We start from the raw sequence: 14,604 nt of genomic DNA on the forward strand, positions 1-14,604 counted from the left end.
CGTCCAGCCCTCCTGGAGGTCGGCAACGTCCTCACGGTAGGACCCCCGCCGCGGGTCCGCACGCCAGGCGAACCGAGCGGTGACCTGGCCAACGCCATCGCAAGTGACGCGACAACAGCCGAGGAGGCCACACGATGCCCCGCGACACGACGAACCCCATGACCGAGAACCGCGAGCCGGCGGTGGAGAGCGAGCGGGGTGCGCTGGTAGCGGTGTTGGTGATGGTGATTCTGGGTGTCGCCGGGATTTTTGCGGTCTCCTGAGGCGGCGCCGACGCCCCCGGGGTGAACCGGAGGCGTCGGCGCCGATCTCAGTGGTCGATCGTGGTCAGGGCCGGGCGCCCTGGCCGCCGGTGTGCGGGAGCCGCTCGGTGGGGATAACGCCGAGGCGGCCGGCCTGGAAGTCCTCGAACGCCTTGAGCAGCTCGTCGCGGGTGTTCATCACGAACGGGCCGTACTGTGCCACCGGCTCCCGGATCGGCTGACCACCCATGATGTAGAGGTCCAGCGCCGGGGTGTTGCTGTCCTGCGTGGTGTTGGCGCCGAACCGCAGCGCGTCACCCGGGCCGTGCACCGCGAGCTGGCCGGTACGCACCGGCCGCCGGTCGGCGCCGACGGTGCCGCGACCGCCCAGCACGTACACCAGGGCGTTGAAGTCGGGGCGCCAGGGCAGGTCGACCTGCGCGCCCGGCTGCACGGTGACGTGCGTGATGGTGATCGGGGTGAAGGTCGAACCCGGGCCGCGGTGCCCGGCGACCTCGCCGGCGATGACCCGGATCAGCGCGCCGCCGTCAGGCGTGGTGAGCAGCGCCGACTCGCGCCCCCGGATGTCCTGGTAGCGGGGCGGGTTCATCTTGGCCGAGCGGGGCAGGTTGACCCACAGCTGGGTGCCGTGGAAGAGCCCGCCGCTGACCACCAGGTGCTCCGGTGGGGCCTCGATGTGCAGCAGGCCGCTGCCCGCCGTCATCCACTGGGTGTCGCCGTCGGTGATGGTGCCGCCACCGCCGTTGGAGTCCTGGTGGTCGAAGACGCCGTCGATGATGTACGTGACGGTTTCGAAGCCGCGGTGCGGGTGCCACGGTGTTCCCTTGGGCTCGCCCGGCGCGTAGTCGACCTCGCCCATCTGGTCGAGGTGGATGAACGGGTCCAGGTCGGCGGTCGACACCCCGGCGAAGGCACGGCGGACCGGGAAGCCCTCACCCTCGAAGCCGCTGGGCGCGGTGGTCACCGTGCGGACCGGTCGGATCGTGGTGGCCTCGTCGAGTCGAGGCAGGCGGGGCAGGACGAGAACATTGTCAACGGTGATCGCGGGCATGTCGAAGGCTCCTAACGTGGGGCAGGGGTGGTCGAGCCGTCCCGCGATGCCCGCAGGCGCTCGCCGAGCCGATCGAAGACCCGGGTGAGGCAGGCGACCTCGGCGTCGTCGAGGTCGTCCATCAGATGGGTGCGCACCGACGCCAGATGGTGGGGTGCGGCTTCCCGTAGCGCGAGCAGCCCGGCCGCGGTGAGCACCGCCTCGCTGCCGCGCCGGTCGTCCGGGCAGGGCTCCTTGCTGACCAGGCCACGACGCTGCATGGAGGAGACCTGATAGGTGAGGCGGCTGGGCGAGAAGATCAACCGGCTGGCCAGCTCGCCCATCCGGAGCCGCTGCGCCGGTGCCTCGGAGAGCAGGACCAGCACGTGGTAGTCGGCGAAGCTGAGGTCGCAGTCGGCCCGCAGCTCCTCTTCCAACTGGGTGTAGAGACGCTGGCTGGCCTCGATGTAGGCCCGCCAGGCGGCCTCTCGGGTGCTGTCCAGGCTCTCGGTCATGCCCACGACGATAGCACTACTTCAAAACTTAACTACTGCGGTTGGGCGTTGTCTGGGTCACTTTCCTCGCGTCCCACGGGTGGCTCGTGCAGTTTTGAAGAAAAGGTGGGGTAATCCGGCGGCGCGAAGGCGGTGCGATGTGCCAGACTCCGGCCTCGTGGAACACGTGGAACTCGCTGCCGGCGAGCTGTTGCTGCGGCCCTGGCGGGACGAGGACGCTCCGGCGGTGCGTGACGCCCTTCGTGACCCGGCCATCGCCCAGTGGAACCCGCAGGGTGACGGCCTGATCGACGACGAGGTGGCGCTGCTCTGGGTACGCCGCCGCGCCGACTGGTCCGCCGGGGACCACGCCTCCCTGGCGGTGACCTCGGCGGTCGACGGCGGCCTGCTGGGTTCGGTGTCGCTGCACCACATCCGGCACGGCGACGCCTCCATCGGCTACTGGACGACGCCGGCGGCGCGCGGGCGTCACGTGGCGCTGCGCGCCGTCGTCCGGCTCACCGACTGGGCGTTCGCGGACCTCGGGCTGCACCGGGTGGAGCTCTGCCACGCGGTGGCCAACCCGGCGTCCTGCCGGGTCGCGGAGCGGGCCGGCTACCCGGCCGAGGGGACCCTGCGCGAGTCGTACCGGTACGGCGACGGCCGCCGCTACGACGAGCACCTGCACGCCCGCCTCGCCACCGACCGCTAACCGGGACGGACGGCCGCCGACCGCTAGCCGGGGACGGGCGAGCGCCGTCGGCGCGAAACCGTCACTCGGTGACCTTGCGAAGGAACGCCGTGAGGGTGGCAGTGGTGCGGTCGATCTTCTCCGCCACTGTCAGCGTCTCGTGCATGCGGGGCCCGGCGTGCTTCTTGCCCCGCAGGTAGAGCGAGCAGGCCAGGTCGGAGCAGACGTACACGCCCACCGAGTTGCCCTGCCGTCCGCCGGAACCGGCCTTGCGCGCGGTCATCAGCGAGACGCCGTCGCCGGTGTGCGTGGTCAGGCAGAGCGAGCACATGCTGCGTCGCACCCGCCCGGTCTGCTGCGGTGCGACCCGCAGCGCGACGCCGACCAGCTCGCCGTCGGTCTCGGTGACGAGATAGGCCCGCTGCGGCGCGGCGGGGTCCCGCCAGCCGAGGAAGTCGAGGTCGCTCCAGGATCGCGCGTCAAGATCATGTGGTAGGGCCAGCCGCTTCGCCTCGCCCTGGGTGGTGTTGACGAAGGACGCGCGGATGGCGGACTCGGTTGGGGCTAACATAGGTGCCAGCCTAGTCCTACTAGGCAAAAAACTAGAGGGGTGTGTTGGATGGCACGTGCCGGAGTGACCGCCGAGCGCCTGACGCTGGCCGCAGCCGAACTGGCCGACGAGGTGGGCGTGGAGAACGTGACTGTCGCCGCGCTCGCCCGCCAGTTCGGGGTGAAGGACGCCAGCCTGTACTTCCACCTGAGGAACGCGCACGAGCTGCGGGTCAGGATCGCTCTGCTGGCGCTGGCGGAGCTGGCCGACCGGGTCGCCGACGCGCTCGCCGGCCGGGCCGGCAAGGACGCGCTGGTGGCCTTCGCCAACGCGTACCGCGACTATGCGCGCGAGCACCCGGGCCGGTACGCCGCCATGCAGATCGACCTCGACCCGGAGACCGCCGCCGCGAGCGCGGGCGTCCGGCACGCCGAGATGACCCGGGCGATCCTGCGCGGCTACCGACTCTCCGAGCCCGACCAGACCGACGCGGTGCGGATGATGCACAGCACGTTCCACGGGTTCGTGAGCCTGGAGCGGACCGGCGGGTTCCGGCACACCCCGCGCCCCACCGACGACTCGTGGTCGCGCGCCCTGGACGCCCTCGACGCCGTGCTCACCAACTGGCCACCGCGCTGAGCTGCCGTGGCGGCACGGCATAGGCTCGGTGCTGTGGGTGATCTGGAGTTGGCCGACTGGCGGGAGCGGGTCGCCCGGCTGTACCTGTCCGACGTCGACCTGATCGGCTTCCGGGCCGGCCGCGACGAACTCTTCGCCACCCACCCGCAGAGCCCGATCCCCGTGGCGCAGCGGCCCGGCTTTCCCGGGGTGCGTTACTTCCCACCCAATCCCGAGGCCGTGGTCGAGGCGCCGCTGCGCCCGGCCAGCGGCGAGCTGCGCATCGACACCGGCGGCCCGGACGGGGTGGTCGCGTACCGGCGGGTCGCGGTGGCCGAGACGACGTGGGGGTCGCTGACCCTCTGGTGGATCGAGGCGTACGGGGGTGGGCTGTTCGTTCCGCTGCGCGACGGCACCTGCGGGCGGGAGAGCTACGGGGGTGGGCGGTACCTCACCGACACGGTGAAGGGCACCTTCGGCCGGGGTGTCGAGCTGCTGCCCGGCGACCGGGTCCGGCTCGACGCGAACTACCTCTACAACCCCAGCTGCGCCTACGACGACCGTTGGGCCTGTCCGCTGGCGCCCCCGGAGAACCGGGTCGACGTGCCACTGCGCGCCGGCGAGATGGCGTACCACGACTGACCGGCCGCCCCCGGCGTGCTGCCGGGACGGCCGGTCGATCGTTCGCTCAGCGGGCGTTCGCCGCCGAACCGGGCATCTGCATCCGACCGAGCAGCTGTCGCGCCTGGTCGGCGAGCTGGGCGTCGACGGTCACCGCGTACTGGCCGGCCCGCAGTGAGCTGGCCGAGGTGAAGTCCCGCTGCCCGCCCGTCATGGCATGCGCGACAGCGCCGAACACGGCACCCCAGATCGCACCGATGACCAGCCCGACCAGGATCACCGCCAGCCAGTTGCCGACGGTGAAGATGCCGAACAACAGGCCGATGAAGAGCCCGAACCAGGCGCCGGTGCCCGCGCCGAGCAGAGCGGCCCGACCGGTGGTCATCCGCCCGAGCACCGTCTCCACCAGGGTGAGGTTGGTGCCGACGATGGCGCTGTGCTCCACCGGAAAGCGGTTGTCGGCCAGATAGTCGACGACCCGCTGCGCGCTCGGATAGTCCGGGTACGAGCCGATCGTCACGGTCGGCGGGCCGGTCTGCGGCCCGTGGCCGTCCCCGGCCGGTGTCGACAGGCGGCCGGCCGGCCCGGATGGAAGCAGGTCGCCACCCTGTGTGCCGGGCCGCCAGGCGGCGGCCGGCCCCGAAGCTGACGTCATGAGCATCCTCCCTCGTCAGCTCCCCGGGTTCCCCGCCAGGCCGACCGGTAACGCGGCCGGCGCCGTCCCGGCGGCAGGGGAATGCCACCTGACTGCCCGGGTAGGCAGTCAGGTGGAGAGCGGACAGATCAGCGACTACGGTTTCCTCGCCGACGGGCGCAGCGCGGCGCTGGTGGACCCCACGGGCTCGGTGAACTGGTGGTGCCCGGGCCGGTTCGACGCCCCGTCGGTGTTCGCGCGGCTGCTCGACGACAACGCCGGGCACTGGTCCATCCAGCCCGAGGGCGACTACCGCGTCGACCGCAGCTACCTCGACGACACCCTGGTCCTGCGAACGGTCTTCCGCACCACGAAGGGGGAAGTCGCGCTCACCGACGCGCTGGCCTTCGAGCCCGGCTCGCGCGGTCACGACATCGGCCTGCACTCGCCGCAGGTGCTGGTCCGTTCGGTGGAGGGGCTGTCCGGTTCGGTGCCGATGCGGGTGCACTACCGGCCGCGCTTCGAGTACGGCCGCACCGTCGCGTACCTGATCGAGCGGGAGGACATGCTGGAGGCCATCGCCGGGGCCGCCCGACTCACCCTGCGCGGCAGCGTGCGGTTGACCGCCGGCGACGGCGAGGCCACCGGGACGTTCACCGCCCGCGCCGGCACGAAACACACCTTCACCCTCGGGTACGCCCCGACCTACGACGCCCCGCTGCCCGAGGTGCCGGATGCCGACCAGACCATCGCCGACACCGTCGCCGGCTGGCGCTCCTGGTCGGACGAGCACCCGTACGACGGGCTCTACGCCGACCAGGTGCGGCGCAGCCGGCTGGTGGTGCAGGGCATGACGTACCGGCCCAGCGGCGCGGTGGTGGCCTCGGTGACCACGTCGCTGCCGGAGAAGCTCGGCGGGGACCGCAACTACGACTACCGCTACGTCTGGGTGCGGGACTTCAGCCTGACCCTGCGGGCGCTGTGGCGGACCGCGTGCCTGGACGAGGTGCAGCGGCAGTTCGCCTGGTTGGGCCGGGCGATGGGTCGCGTCGACGACCGGCCGGTGCCCATCATGTACGGGGTGCTGGGGGAGCGGGACCTCACCGAGCACCGACTGGAACAGCTCGGCGGCTACCGCGACAGCCCACCGGTGGTGATCGGCAACGACGCGTGGCAACAGCGGCAGACCGACATCTTCGGCGAGGCGATGGACGCCGCCTGGTTGATGCGCGACAAGCTGGAGCCGTTCGACCCGGAGGTGCGGCACGTGCTCCGGGTGCTCGCCGACCAGGCCGAGCGGGACTGGTCGTTGCCCGACGCGGGCATGTGGGAGGAGCGTGGCATCCAGCACCACCACGTGTCCTCGAAGGTGCAGTGCTGGGTCGCCCTGGATCGGGCGGTCCGCTTCGGTGACACGCTCGGCGAGCCGCAGGACGTGGCCCGCTGGGCGGCCGCCCGTGACGCGGTGCGCGCGGAGGTGCTCGAGCGGGGCTGGAACGAGCGGCTCCAGTCGTACACCGGGAGTTTCGAGACCGACGACCTGGACGCGTCGGTGTTGGTGATGCCGCTGGTCGGGTTTCTGCGGGCCGACGACCCGCGGATGCGCTCGACGATCCGCGCGGTGGAGCGGCGGCTGTCCCACGACGGCCTGCTGCGGCGCTGGGACGGCGACCCGGCGGGGTTTCTGATCTGCTCGTTCTGGCTGGTGTGCTGCCTGGCGCTGGCCGGTGAGCGGGACCGGGCGCACGAGTTGTTCCGGCGGCTGGCGGAGCGGGTCAACGACCTCGGCCTGTTCGCCGAGCAGATCGACCCGTTGACCGGGGAGCAGCTGGGCAACTTCCCCCAGGCGTTCTCGCACATCGGCCTGATCAACGCGGCCGGTGTGCTGACCGACGTCGAGCGGGACCCGACGGTGCGGCAGACCGGCATGCCCCCGGCGTACTTCTCCCCGGTGGACCGCTGAGCCGCGCCGTCACCGGTCTGTCGCTGCTGCCCGGCGCTCCTGGTGGCGCCGGTGCGTCCGTGTCGCCGGGTGGACGGTCAGGGCCCGGGGGACAATGCGGGTATGCGGCTGGTGCTCACGGCGGACACCCACGTACCGAAGCGGGCCCGGGACCTACCCGGTCCCCTCTGGGCGGCCATCGAGGCGGCCGACGTGGTGGTGCACGCCGGTGACTGGGTGGACGAGACACTGCTCGACGCCATGACCGCGCGCTCGCGCCGACTGATCGGGGTGTACGGCAACAACGACGGCCCGGCGCTGCGCGCCCGGCTGCCCGAGGTGGCCCGGGTCGAGCTCGACGGTCTGCGGGTCGCGGTGGTGCACGAGACCGGGCCACGGACCGGCCGGGAGAAGCGGTGCGCGGCCCGCTTTCCCGACATCGATCTGCTGGTCTTCGGGCATTCGCACATCCCCTGGGACAGCGTGGCGCCCGGTGGGCTGCGCCTGCTCAACCCGGGCTCACCCACCGACCGCCGCGCCCAACCCCAGGCCACCTACCTGACGGCCACCGTGCACAGGGGCGAGCTGAGCGAGGTGCAGCTCCACCCGCTGCCCCGCCCCTGACCGCCCCGGTTACCGGCCCCGGCCCGTCTCGGCCTGGAGTTCGTCGATGCGCTTGGACGCCTCGGCCTTGGTCAGGTCGTCCGGGAGGTCGGCATGGGCCTCCCGGGCCAGCGTGCTCAGGTAGGACTCCTGGGCGGCGGTTGGCGGTTCGTCGCCGGTGACCCACTCGTCCGGGTCCTTGATCGCGGCGTTCTGGTCGGCCTCGCTACGGCGGTCGGTCATCATCATCACCCTTTCTTCGAACAGGTGTGCCAGTACCCCGATCGCCGTGGTTCATGCCCGTCGGTCACCGCCTACGATCATCGGATGGACCGGTCGGGCGTCGTGGTGGTCGGGGCGGGCATCGCCGGGGTGGCCTGTGCTGTCGAGTTGACCCGGGCCGGCGTGCCCGTGCGGGTCAGGGAGCGGGGGCACGTCCGCGGCGGCCGGATGGCCAGCAAACGCTTCCAGGGGCGTCCCGCGGACATCGGCGCCGCCTACTTCACCGCCACCGACCCGGACTTCGTCGCACTGGTCGAGCGGTGGCGCGCCGCCGGGCTGGTCCGCGAGTGGACCGACACCTTCCGGGCGTACGACCGGAGCGGGAACCACGAGGTGACCGGGCCGATGCGCTTCGCCGCCCCCGGTGGGCTGCGGTCGCTGGTCGAGCACCTGGCCGGCGCGGTGCCGGTGACCGTCGACCGGTTGGTGCTCGGTGTGGAGCCCGGCCCGGTCGTGGACGGCGAGTCGTGCGCGGCGGTCGTCCTGGCCATGCCGGGCCCGCAGGCCGCACTGCTGCTCGACCCGGCCCTGACCGACGCCACCCGGGTGGTGCAGGCGCAGCGGTGGTCGCCGACCCTGGCCGCGGTGCTGCGGTTCCCGCACCGGCGCTGGCCGGACTTCCGGGGGGCGTTCGTCAACGAGCACCCGGTCCTCAACCTTGTCTGCGACGACGGCGACCGACGAGGTGACGGCGCGCCGGTGCTGGTCGCGCACACGGTGCCGGAGTTCGCGGCCGGGCATTTGGCCCAACCCACCGGGGCCGGGCCGGCGATCGAGCAGGCCGTCCGGGACCTGCTCGGGCTGCCCGAACAGGCCGTCGACGTGCACGTGCACCGCTGGACGTACGCGAAGCCGACCCACGCCGCCGCCGACGCCACCTACCACCTCGACGCCGACGGGATCGGCCTGGCCGGTGACGCGTTCGGCAAGCCCCGGGTGCAGAGCGCCTGGCGCTCCGGCCGGGACCTCGGCCGCGCGCTGGCCGCCCGGCTGGGCTGAAGGAGCGCTCAGGCTGGGCTGAGCCGGCGTGGGCGGCGGGCCTGAGGTGCCTGCTCAGGCGTGCCCGGCCGCGGCGACCGGCCGGGCGTCGGCGTCCCGCTCGGCCGGGTCGGAGGTCCGCTCTCCCTCCCGGTCGAGCAGTTGCATGACCGGGGTCGCCGTCACGCCGTGCACCACGACGGAGACGAGCACCACCAGCCCGACGGTCGCCCAGAGCAGCTCGGCCTGCGGGAAGTCGGCCTTGGTGGTGGCGTACGCGAGGTAGTAGAACGAGCCGACGCCACGAATGCCGAACAACGAGATGACCCAGTGCTCGGCCGGGCGTCCCGGGGCGCCGCGCAGCGACAACCAACCGATCAGCGGCCGCACCAGGAACACCAGGGCCAGCCCGACGGCGGCCGCCGGCCAGGTCAGCGGGCCCAGCAGACCACCCACGATCGCGCCGCCCAGCAGCAGCAACAGCACCAGGGTGAGCAGCCGTTCGACCTGCTCGGCGAAGTCGTGCAGGACCGAGTGGAACTCGTGGGTCCGCTCGGCGGCCCGGATCGCCCGGGCGGCCACGAACACCGCCAGGAAGCCGTACCCACCGACCACCTCCACCAGCCCGTACGCCAGAAACGTGGCAGCCAGCGCCAGGAAGCCCTCGGCGTGCCGGGCCAACCGCAGCTCGCTGGGCGCGCGGAAGAACAGCTTGCCGAGCAGCCAGCCGATCAGCAGCCCACCGCCGACGCCGATGCCGACCTTCCAGAGGACGTCCACCGTGAACCATTCGGCCAACCAGTCACCCGGGGCGAGACTGGTCGAGGCGATGGCGATGGCGGCGTAGACGAACGGGAACGCCAGACCGTCGTTGAGGCCGGCCTCGGAGGTCAACGCGAAGCGGACCTCGTCCTCGGAATCCTCCACATCGGTCGGCTCGCCGACCTGCACATCGGCGGCGAGCACCGGATCGGTGGGGGCCAGCGCGGCACCCAGCAGCAGCGCGGCGGCCGGCACCAGCCCCGCCCACCACCAGCCGAGCACCGCCACCGCCGCGATGCACAGCGGCATCGCGATCACCAGCAGCCGCCAGGTGGACGACCACCGCCGCCAACTCAACGGCCGGTCGATCTTCAAGCCGGCGCCCATCAGCGCGACGATCACCCCGATCTCGGTGAGGTGGGTGGCCAGCTCCGGGTGGGCCAGCGGGTCCGGTGACGGCAGCCCGACAGGCAGCAGGAACACCAGCATGCCCAGGGCGAGAAAGGCGATCGGCATGGACAGTGGGCGGCGCTCCAGCACCCGCGGCAGGACGCCCGCGAGCAGAGCGCCCACACCCACCAGCGCGAACGCCACATCAACCGGCTCCACGGCACCACCCCTCCGCCGCACCCGCGGGGCGCGGGCAGGTGGTGACACACCTTGCCCCCCAAGGGCTCCGGCTATGCGCGTCGGTGCCGGTGAACCGGAACGATCCTCACCGGGGTCGGGTGAGCGGCGAGTCCGCCAGTTCGGACAGCAGCGCGGCCGGGTCGTCGTACACCGCCACGGCACCCGCGCCGGCCAGCTCGCCGCGGCTGGTGCCGCCGCAGGTCAACCCGACACAGGGGATGTTCAACTTGCCGGCCGCGGCGACGTCCCAGACCGAGTCGCCGACGAAGACCACCCGCTCGGCGGTCAACCCGGACTGCGCCAGCGCCGCCTCCAGAATGTCTGGTGCCGGCTTGCTCTCCCGCGCGTCCGCCGAGGAGGTGACGGTGTCCACCACGTCGTCGGCGTTCAGCGCCCGGCGCAACGCCGTCACCTCGTGCTCGGCGGCGGAGGTGGTCAGCACCACCCGCAACCCCCGCTCGGCGCAGGCCCGCAACAGGTCGGCCGCCCGGGGCAGCGGCGTGAGCCGTTCCCAGTACTCGGCGTAGAGGGTGTCGTGCGCGTCGCGCAGCTTCTGGTCGGCGTCGCGGTCCCGCTCCGGGCCGAGGAGGTGGTCGAGGAGTTTGTCCGAACCCAAACCGATCGAGCGGTGCACCACCGCCATCGGCACCGGCTGGTCGGTCTGCCGTAACGCCTCCCACCAGCTCACCGTGTGCAGGTAGGTGGTGTCGACCAGGGTGCCGTCGACATCGAAGAGGACTCCGGCGAGGCGATCGGTGGCCATGGGCGTCCTCCTGCCCCTCCCGGGGCTGGTCTCAGGGCTGCGGCGTGAGGATCTCGAACCAGACGGTGGAACCGCGCACCGACGGGTCGGTGCCCCAGGCGTCGCTGAGCTCCTCGATCAGGCCGAGGCCGCGGCCACGACTGCTCAACGTGTCGGTACGGGCCCGGGTCACGGTGCCCCGGGTGCCGGAGTCGGCGACCGAGACGAGCAACCGCTCGGCGCTGAGGTCGATCTCCACCCGGGCGGCAGTGCCGGCGTGCAGCAACGCGTTGGTGGTCAGCTCGCTGGTGCAGAGCACCGCCGCCCCGATCACCGACTCGGGCACCTGCCACTCGGTGAGCTGGCCGGTCAGCCAGTGCCGCACCCGGCTGGGCGCGGTCGGTTCGGCCGGCACCTCCATGCTCGCCGAACGACTCGGCTTGAGGGCGTGTTCGACAGCCAGGACGGCCACGTCGTCCTCGGTGCCACCGGGGAGGGCAGCGGTGGCCACCGCGCAGAGCGCGCGCGGGTCACCACTGCCGGCCTTGGCGACGGCGTCGCTCAGCGTGGTCAGCCCGACGGTCAGGCTCTGCCGGCGACGCTCCACCACCCCGTCGCTGAACAGCAGCAGAGTGTCACCGGGACGGAACGCCACGGTCGTGGTGCCCGGCCGACCGCCCAGCCCCAGCGGCGGCCCGGCGGGCACGTCGACGTACTCGGCGTGGAACCGGCCGTCCGGATCGCCGCGGCGGATCAGCGGGGCGGGATGACCGGCGCTGGACAGCGTCAGCTCCCGCCGCTCCGCGTCGATCACCCCGAACGCCACCGTCACGAACAGCTCGTGGGTGCCGGCCTCCGCGCCGAGGCTGGTCACCAGCCGGTCCAGGCCGGCCAGGACCACGTCGGGCGCCGGGTCGGCCAGGGCCAGGGCGCGCAGCGCGGCCCGGACCTGGCCCATCCGCGCGGCGGCCTGCACGTCGTGCCCGGCGACGTCGCCCAGCACCACGCCGAGCGAGCCGTTGGGCAGCAGGAACGCGTCGTAGAAGTCGCCGCCGGCCGCGTTGCCGTCCACGCCCGGGTCGTAGCGGGCCGCGATCCGCAGCCGAGGCAGATCCGGCAGGTGCTCCGGCAACATGCTGCGCTGCAACAGTTGGGCCGTGCCGTGCTGGGTCTCGAACCGGCGGGCCCGCTCCGCGGCCTGGCCGATCAGCTCGGCCGAGGCGGCCAGCAGCGCCCGCTCGGCCGGTGACCAGGTGTGCGGAACCTGGTAGCCGACCGCCAGCCCGCCGCGAACCACCGAGGTGCCCAGCGGCAGGGCCGCCATCGCGCGGATCTTCTGGTCGTGGCGGTCCACGGCGGTGTCGCGCAGCGGTTGCCCGTCGCCGGTGAACGACGGGCCGCCGGAGCGGGCCGCCTGCACCACGGGGGCCGGCCAGTCCGCCGGCGCGCGCCGCCAGAGTGGGGGAAGTCGCTCGTCGGCCTCGTCCAGCAACTCGCCACGGACCCGACGCACCATGCGCCAGCCGCCGCCGCCCTCGTCGACAGCGAACGCGGCCTGGTCGGGGTCGAACGTGGTGATCGCGTACCGCAGCGCCACCCGGGCCACGTCGTCGAGGGTGAGGGTGCCGGCGAGCGCGGCGGCCACCTCACTGAGGCTCTGCAACTGCCCGGTGACGTGGGTGGTCTCGGCCGCCACCGTCAACACGCCGACGATCTGCCCGGCGCTGTCGCGGACCGGCGAGTAACCCCTGGTGAAGACCGCCTGTTCCACCGTCGCGGAGTGCCCACGCACCAGTGGCAGGGTGGACTCCTTCTCCAGGAAGGGCACGCCCTGCCGGTAGCAGCGCTCGATCACCGCACCGACGCCGGGCAGGGCCCAGATCTCCGCGAACACCTCGGCGGCCGGGCGGCCGAAGGCGCTCGGGTGTTTGCTGCCCAGCAACTCGGCGTAACCGGCGTTGTAGAGCAGGACGAAATCGTCGCCGTACGCCAGGGCCATCGGCATCGGCGAGGCGAGGATCATCTCCCCCACGGCCCGCACCGCGACGTCCCACTCGTCGGGTGGGCCCAGCGGGGTGTCGGCCCAGTCGTGGGCCAGCAGGCCGACAGCCGGGCCGGGCCCGGTGGGTGCGTCCGGGCCCGGAGTCGCTGGCGAGGGGACCCGTCCGACCGTTCCTGGCATGTTCGCAGCCTAGTCGGCCGGACGGAAAAGGCATCCGACCACGGCGGCGGGCCGTCGCCGCGTCGGTCGAGGTGGCCGTTCGGGCAGTTCAGGGCCCCTGTCCGGAGGTCTGTCGCAAAAAACGCGGCGCGCTGCGCGGACTGCCGGACCGGTTGCCGGGTATGCGCCCGGCGCAGTCCATGCGACAGGAGGGACATCATGCTGAAAACCCTCGCGGTCCGGCAGGCCGACATCGGCGATGCCATCGCCGACACCTGGAGGTCGGTGCTGCTCTTCATCCCGAAGGCAGTGGCCTTCATCGTCATCCTCGTGGTCGGCTGGCTCATCGCCAGAGCCGTCCTCAAGATCGTGGATACGGTGCTGGAACGGGTGCGCTTCGACCAGGCGGTCGAACGCGGTGGCATCAAACGGGCCCTGGAGAGAACGAAGTACGACGCCAGCGACATTCTGGCCAGACTGGCGTACTACGCCGTACTGCTGTTCACGCTGCAGTTCGCCTTCGGAGTCTGGGGGCCCAACGCGATCAGTGACCTGATCAGCGGCGTGGTGGCCTGGCTGCCGCGTGCGTTCATCGCGATCGTCATCGTGGTGGTGGCGGCGGCGATCGCCAACGCGGTGCGGGATCTGGTCACCGGGGCGCTGGGCGGGCTCTCGTACGGCAAGGTCCTGGCCGATCTGACGGCGATCTTCATCATCGCGCTCGGCGTGATCGCCGCCCTGAACCAGGTGGGTATCGCCACCACGGTGACCACTCCGGTGCTGATCGCGGTGCTCGCCACGGTGGCCGGCATCCTGATCGTCGGCGTCGGCGGTGGTCTCGTGAAGCCGATGCAGAACCGCTGGGACGGCTGGCTGCACCGGGCGGCCCAGGAGGCCCGGGCGGTGCAACAGCAGCGTCAGGCCGCGTCGGCCGGGCGTAGTGACGTGGAGCGGCAGATGGCCGACCGCGGGGGTGACCGCACCCAGGCCATGCCTCGGGTGGACGAAGCCCAGCAGTACCGTTCGTAACGGGGCGTAACGGCACGACGGTGGGGAGGGTGTTCCGCGTACGACGCGGGACGCCCTCCCTTCGCGGGTCGGGTCAGTCCCGGTCGAGTGCGCGCGCCAGCGCGCAGACCGCGAGCAGGCGGGTGAGCAGCCACTCCGGGTGGCTCCAGTCCACCGGCCCGCTGGGCGGCGTCCACCCGTGCTCCAGGGCGGCGGCGCGCACGCCCTCGGCGTAGCCGGCGAGCGCCGCCGAGGTCAGCGGCGTACGGTCACCGTCGAGGCTGTCCCGAACGGCCGCCGCGTGCTGGTCGACCTGGGCCAGCAGCCCCGGTCGCGTGGCGGCGGCGGCGAGCCCGACAGTGCCCACGGAGACGGTGAGGGCGGCCAGGGTGGACCGCGCCGAGTCGACGGCGGTACGGGAGGCGACCCGGTTGAACGGCACACGCATGGTGACCGAGGCTAACCGACCGGTCACCACGTCGGCCTCGTCCGCTCGGTGGATGTCGCCTGCGCCACTGGGGCGATCGCCGCTGACCTGGGGGGTTGATCCGGCACAGACGGGGCAGCAGGAGAACCACCCACAGACAGCGGCACA

17 protein-coding genes are annotated in these 14,604 nt (G+C 72.4%); 8 read left to right on the forward strand and 9 right to left on the reverse strand.

From position 1 onward, the window contains the following. The first annotated feature begins 134 nt into the window (after nt 1-134). Nucleotides 135-263 carry a hypothetical protein gene (locus KBX26_RS32740; protein WP_256443318.1) on the forward strand — a complete coding sequence of 43 codons (129 nt, stop codon included), beginning with the start codon at nt 135-137 and terminating at the stop codon, nt 261-263. 64 nt (nt 264-327) lie between these two features. On the opposite strand, the gene KBX26_RS13280 is transcribed toward KBX26_RS32740, so the two are convergent. Together KBX26_RS13280 and KBX26_RS13285 are read right to left on the reverse strand one after the other, a co-directional pair. After that, nucleotides 328-1,314 (reverse strand): pirin family protein, encoded by a 987-nt coding sequence (locus KBX26_RS13280; protein ID WP_030335023.1) that lies wholly within the window; start codon nt 1,312-1,314, stop codon nt 328-330. A gap of 11 nt (nt 1,315-1,325) precedes the next feature. Further along, nucleotides 1,326-1,808, reverse strand: coding sequence for a MarR family winged helix-turn-helix transcriptional regulator (locus KBX26_RS13285; RefSeq protein ID WP_030335021.1), 483 nt, complete (start codon nt 1,806-1,808; stop codon nt 1,326-1,328). Between the two features lie 157 nt (nt 1,809-1,965). Between KBX26_RS13285 and KBX26_RS13290 the strand changes: the two genes are divergently transcribed. Further along, nucleotides 1,966-2,499, forward strand: a complete 534-nt coding sequence (locus tag KBX26_RS13290) for a GNAT family N-acetyltransferase (RefSeq protein ID WP_030335019.1) — start codon at nt 1,966-1,968, stop codon at nt 2,497-2,499. Between the two features lie 61 nt (nt 2,500-2,560). Here the strand turns inward: KBX26_RS13290 and KBX26_RS13295 are convergent, their stop codons facing one another. Further along, on the reverse strand, nt 2,561-3,049 hold the full coding sequence (locus KBX26_RS13295; protein WP_030335017.1) for an FBP domain-containing protein: 489 nt from the start codon (nt 3,047-3,049) through the stop codon (nt 2,561-2,563). Between the two features lie 48 nt (nt 3,050-3,097). On the opposite strand from KBX26_RS13295, the gene KBX26_RS13300 reads away from it, so the two are divergent. Together KBX26_RS13300 and KBX26_RS13305 are read left to right on the forward strand one after the other, a co-directional pair. Next, complete coding sequence (locus KBX26_RS13300; RefSeq protein ID WP_030335014.1) at nt 3,098-3,667, forward strand: TetR/AcrR family transcriptional regulator; 570 nt, start codon at nt 3,098-3,100, stop codon at nt 3,665-3,667. A gap of 33 nt (nt 3,668-3,700) precedes the next feature. Continuing rightward, entirely contained in the window at nt 3,701-4,288 is a 588-nt protein-coding gene (locus KBX26_RS13305) for a DUF1684 domain-containing protein (protein WP_210865537.1), read from the forward strand. Between the two features lie 46 nt (nt 4,289-4,334). Here the strand turns inward: KBX26_RS13305 and KBX26_RS13310 are convergent, their stop codons facing one another. Then, nucleotides 4,335-4,922: a general stress protein gene (locus KBX26_RS13310; RefSeq protein ID WP_030335011.1), complete on the reverse strand. Its 588-nt coding sequence runs from the start codon at nt 4,920-4,922 to the stop codon at nt 4,335-4,337. 112 nt (nt 4,923-5,034) lie between these two features. Here KBX26_RS13310 and KBX26_RS13315 point away from each other — a divergent pair, with 112 nt between their 5' ends. Continuing rightward, a complete protein-coding gene (locus tag KBX26_RS13315; protein WP_210865538.1) occupies nt 5,035-6,864 on the forward strand; it encodes a glycoside hydrolase family 15 protein in 1,830 nt (609 codons plus the stop codon). Between the two features lie 102 nt (nt 6,865-6,966). Continuing rightward, nucleotides 6,967-7,467 carry a metallophosphoesterase gene (locus KBX26_RS13320; protein ID WP_210865539.1) on the forward strand — a complete coding sequence of 167 codons (501 nt, stop codon included), beginning with the start codon at nt 6,967-6,969 and terminating at the stop codon, nt 7,465-7,467. Nucleotides 7,468-7,476: 9 nt separating this feature from the next. Here the strand turns inward: KBX26_RS13320 and KBX26_RS13325 are convergent, their stop codons facing one another. Continuing rightward, nucleotides 7,477-7,689 carry a DUF3072 domain-containing protein gene (locus KBX26_RS13325; RefSeq protein WP_030335005.1) on the reverse strand — a complete coding sequence of 71 codons (213 nt, stop codon included), beginning with the start codon at nt 7,687-7,689 and terminating at the stop codon, nt 7,477-7,479. Nucleotides 7,690-7,773: 84 nt separating this feature from the next. Here KBX26_RS13325 and KBX26_RS13330 point away from each other — a divergent pair, with 84 nt between their 5' ends. Beyond that, nucleotides 7,774-8,727 carry an NAD(P)/FAD-dependent oxidoreductase gene (locus tag KBX26_RS13330; protein ID WP_210865540.1) on the forward strand — a complete coding sequence of 318 codons (954 nt, stop codon included), beginning with the start codon at nt 7,774-7,776 and terminating at the stop codon, nt 8,725-8,727. A gap of 54 nt (nt 8,728-8,781) precedes the next feature. Here KBX26_RS13330 and KBX26_RS13335 read toward each other — a convergent pair whose 3' ends face one another. From KBX26_RS13335 to KBX26_RS13345, 3 genes are all read right to left on the reverse strand, one after another. Continuing rightward, complete coding sequence (locus KBX26_RS13335; protein ID WP_210865541.1) at nt 8,782-10,077, reverse strand: cation:proton antiporter; 1,296 nt, start codon at nt 10,075-10,077, stop codon at nt 8,782-8,784. A 106-nt stretch (nt 10,078-10,183) separates the two neighbouring features. Beyond that, on the reverse strand, nt 10,184-10,861 hold the full coding sequence (locus tag KBX26_RS13340) for an HAD family hydrolase (protein ID WP_210865542.1): 678 nt from the start codon (nt 10,859-10,861) through the stop codon (nt 10,184-10,186). Nucleotides 10,862-10,892: 31 nt separating this feature from the next. Next, the gene (locus tag KBX26_RS13345) at nt 10,893-13,022 is read right to left on the reverse strand and encodes a SpoIIE family protein phosphatase (protein ID WP_210860688.1); all 2,130 of its coding nucleotides are present in this window, start codon (nt 13,020-13,022) and stop codon (nt 10,893-10,895) included. A 198-nt stretch (nt 13,023-13,220) separates the two neighbouring features. Here KBX26_RS13345 and KBX26_RS13350 point away from each other — a divergent pair, with 198 nt between their 5' ends. Further along, nucleotides 13,221-14,030: a hypothetical protein gene (locus tag KBX26_RS13350; protein WP_051708712.1), complete on the forward strand. Its 810-nt coding sequence runs from the start codon at nt 13,221-13,223 to the stop codon at nt 14,028-14,030. Between the two features lie 73 nt (nt 14,031-14,103). Here the strand turns inward: KBX26_RS13350 and KBX26_RS13355 are convergent, their stop codons facing one another. Further along, nucleotides 14,104-14,457 carry a DUF6401 family natural product biosynthesis protein gene (locus tag KBX26_RS13355; RefSeq protein WP_210860689.1) on the reverse strand — a complete coding sequence of 118 codons (354 nt, stop codon included), beginning with the start codon at nt 14,455-14,457 and terminating at the stop codon, nt 14,104-14,106. Between the last annotated feature and the right edge of the window lie 147 nt (nt 14,458-14,604).

Source organism: Micromonospora sp. C97 (assembly GCF_018070385.1).
GTDB lineage: Bacteria > Actinomycetota > Actinomycetes > Mycobacteriales > Micromonosporaceae > Micromonospora > Micromonospora parva.

Bases quoted from the DNA above. Each gene is read 5' to 3' on its own strand.
- KBX26_RS13350 (WP_051708712.1), top strand. From the start codon at position 13,221: ATGCTGAAAACCCTCGCGGTCCGGCAGGCCGACATCGGCGATGCCATC.
- KBX26_RS13345 (WP_210860688.1), bottom strand. From the start codon at position 13,022: ATGCCAGGAACGGTCGGACGGGTCCCCTCGCCAGCGACTCCGGGCCCG.
- KBX26_RS13295 (WP_030335017.1), bottom strand. From the start codon at position 3,049: ATGTTAGCCCCAACCGAGTCCGCCATCCGCGCGTCCTTCGTCAACACC.
- KBX26_RS13300 (WP_030335014.1), top strand. From the start codon at position 3,098: ATGGCACGTGCCGGAGTGACCGCCGAGCGCCTGACGCTGGCCGCAGCC.
- KBX26_RS13320 (WP_210865539.1), top strand. From the start codon at position 6,967: ATGCGGCTGGTGCTCACGGCGGACACCCACGTACCGAAGCGGGCCCGG.
- KBX26_RS13355 (WP_210860689.1), bottom strand. From the start codon at position 14,457: ATGCGTGTGCCGTTCAACCGGGTCGCCTCCCGTACCGCCGTCGACTCG.
- KBX26_RS13340 (WP_210865542.1), bottom strand. From the start codon at position 10,861: ATGGCCACCGATCGCCTCGCCGGAGTCCTCTTCGATGTCGACGGCACC.
- KBX26_RS32740 (WP_256443318.1), top strand. From the start codon at position 135: ATGCCCCGCGACACGACGAACCCCATGACCGAGAACCGCGAGCCGGCG.
- KBX26_RS13310 (WP_030335011.1), bottom strand. From the start codon at position 4,922: ATGACGTCAGCTTCGGGGCCGGCCGCCGCCTGGCGGCCCGGCACACAG.
- KBX26_RS13330 (WP_210865540.1), top strand. From the start codon at position 7,774: ATGGACCGGTCGGGCGTCGTGGTGGTCGGGGCGGGCATCGCCGGGGTG.
- KBX26_RS13325 (WP_030335005.1), bottom strand. From the start codon at position 7,689: ATGACCGACCGCCGTAGCGAGGCCGACCAGAACGCCGCGATCAAGGAC.
- KBX26_RS13285 (WP_030335021.1), bottom strand. From the start codon at position 1,808: ATGACCGAGAGCCTGGACAGCACCCGAGAGGCCGCCTGGCGGGCCTAC.
- KBX26_RS13280 (WP_030335023.1), bottom strand. From the start codon at position 1,314: ATGCCCGCGATCACCGTTGACAATGTTCTCGTCCTGCCCCGCCTGCCT.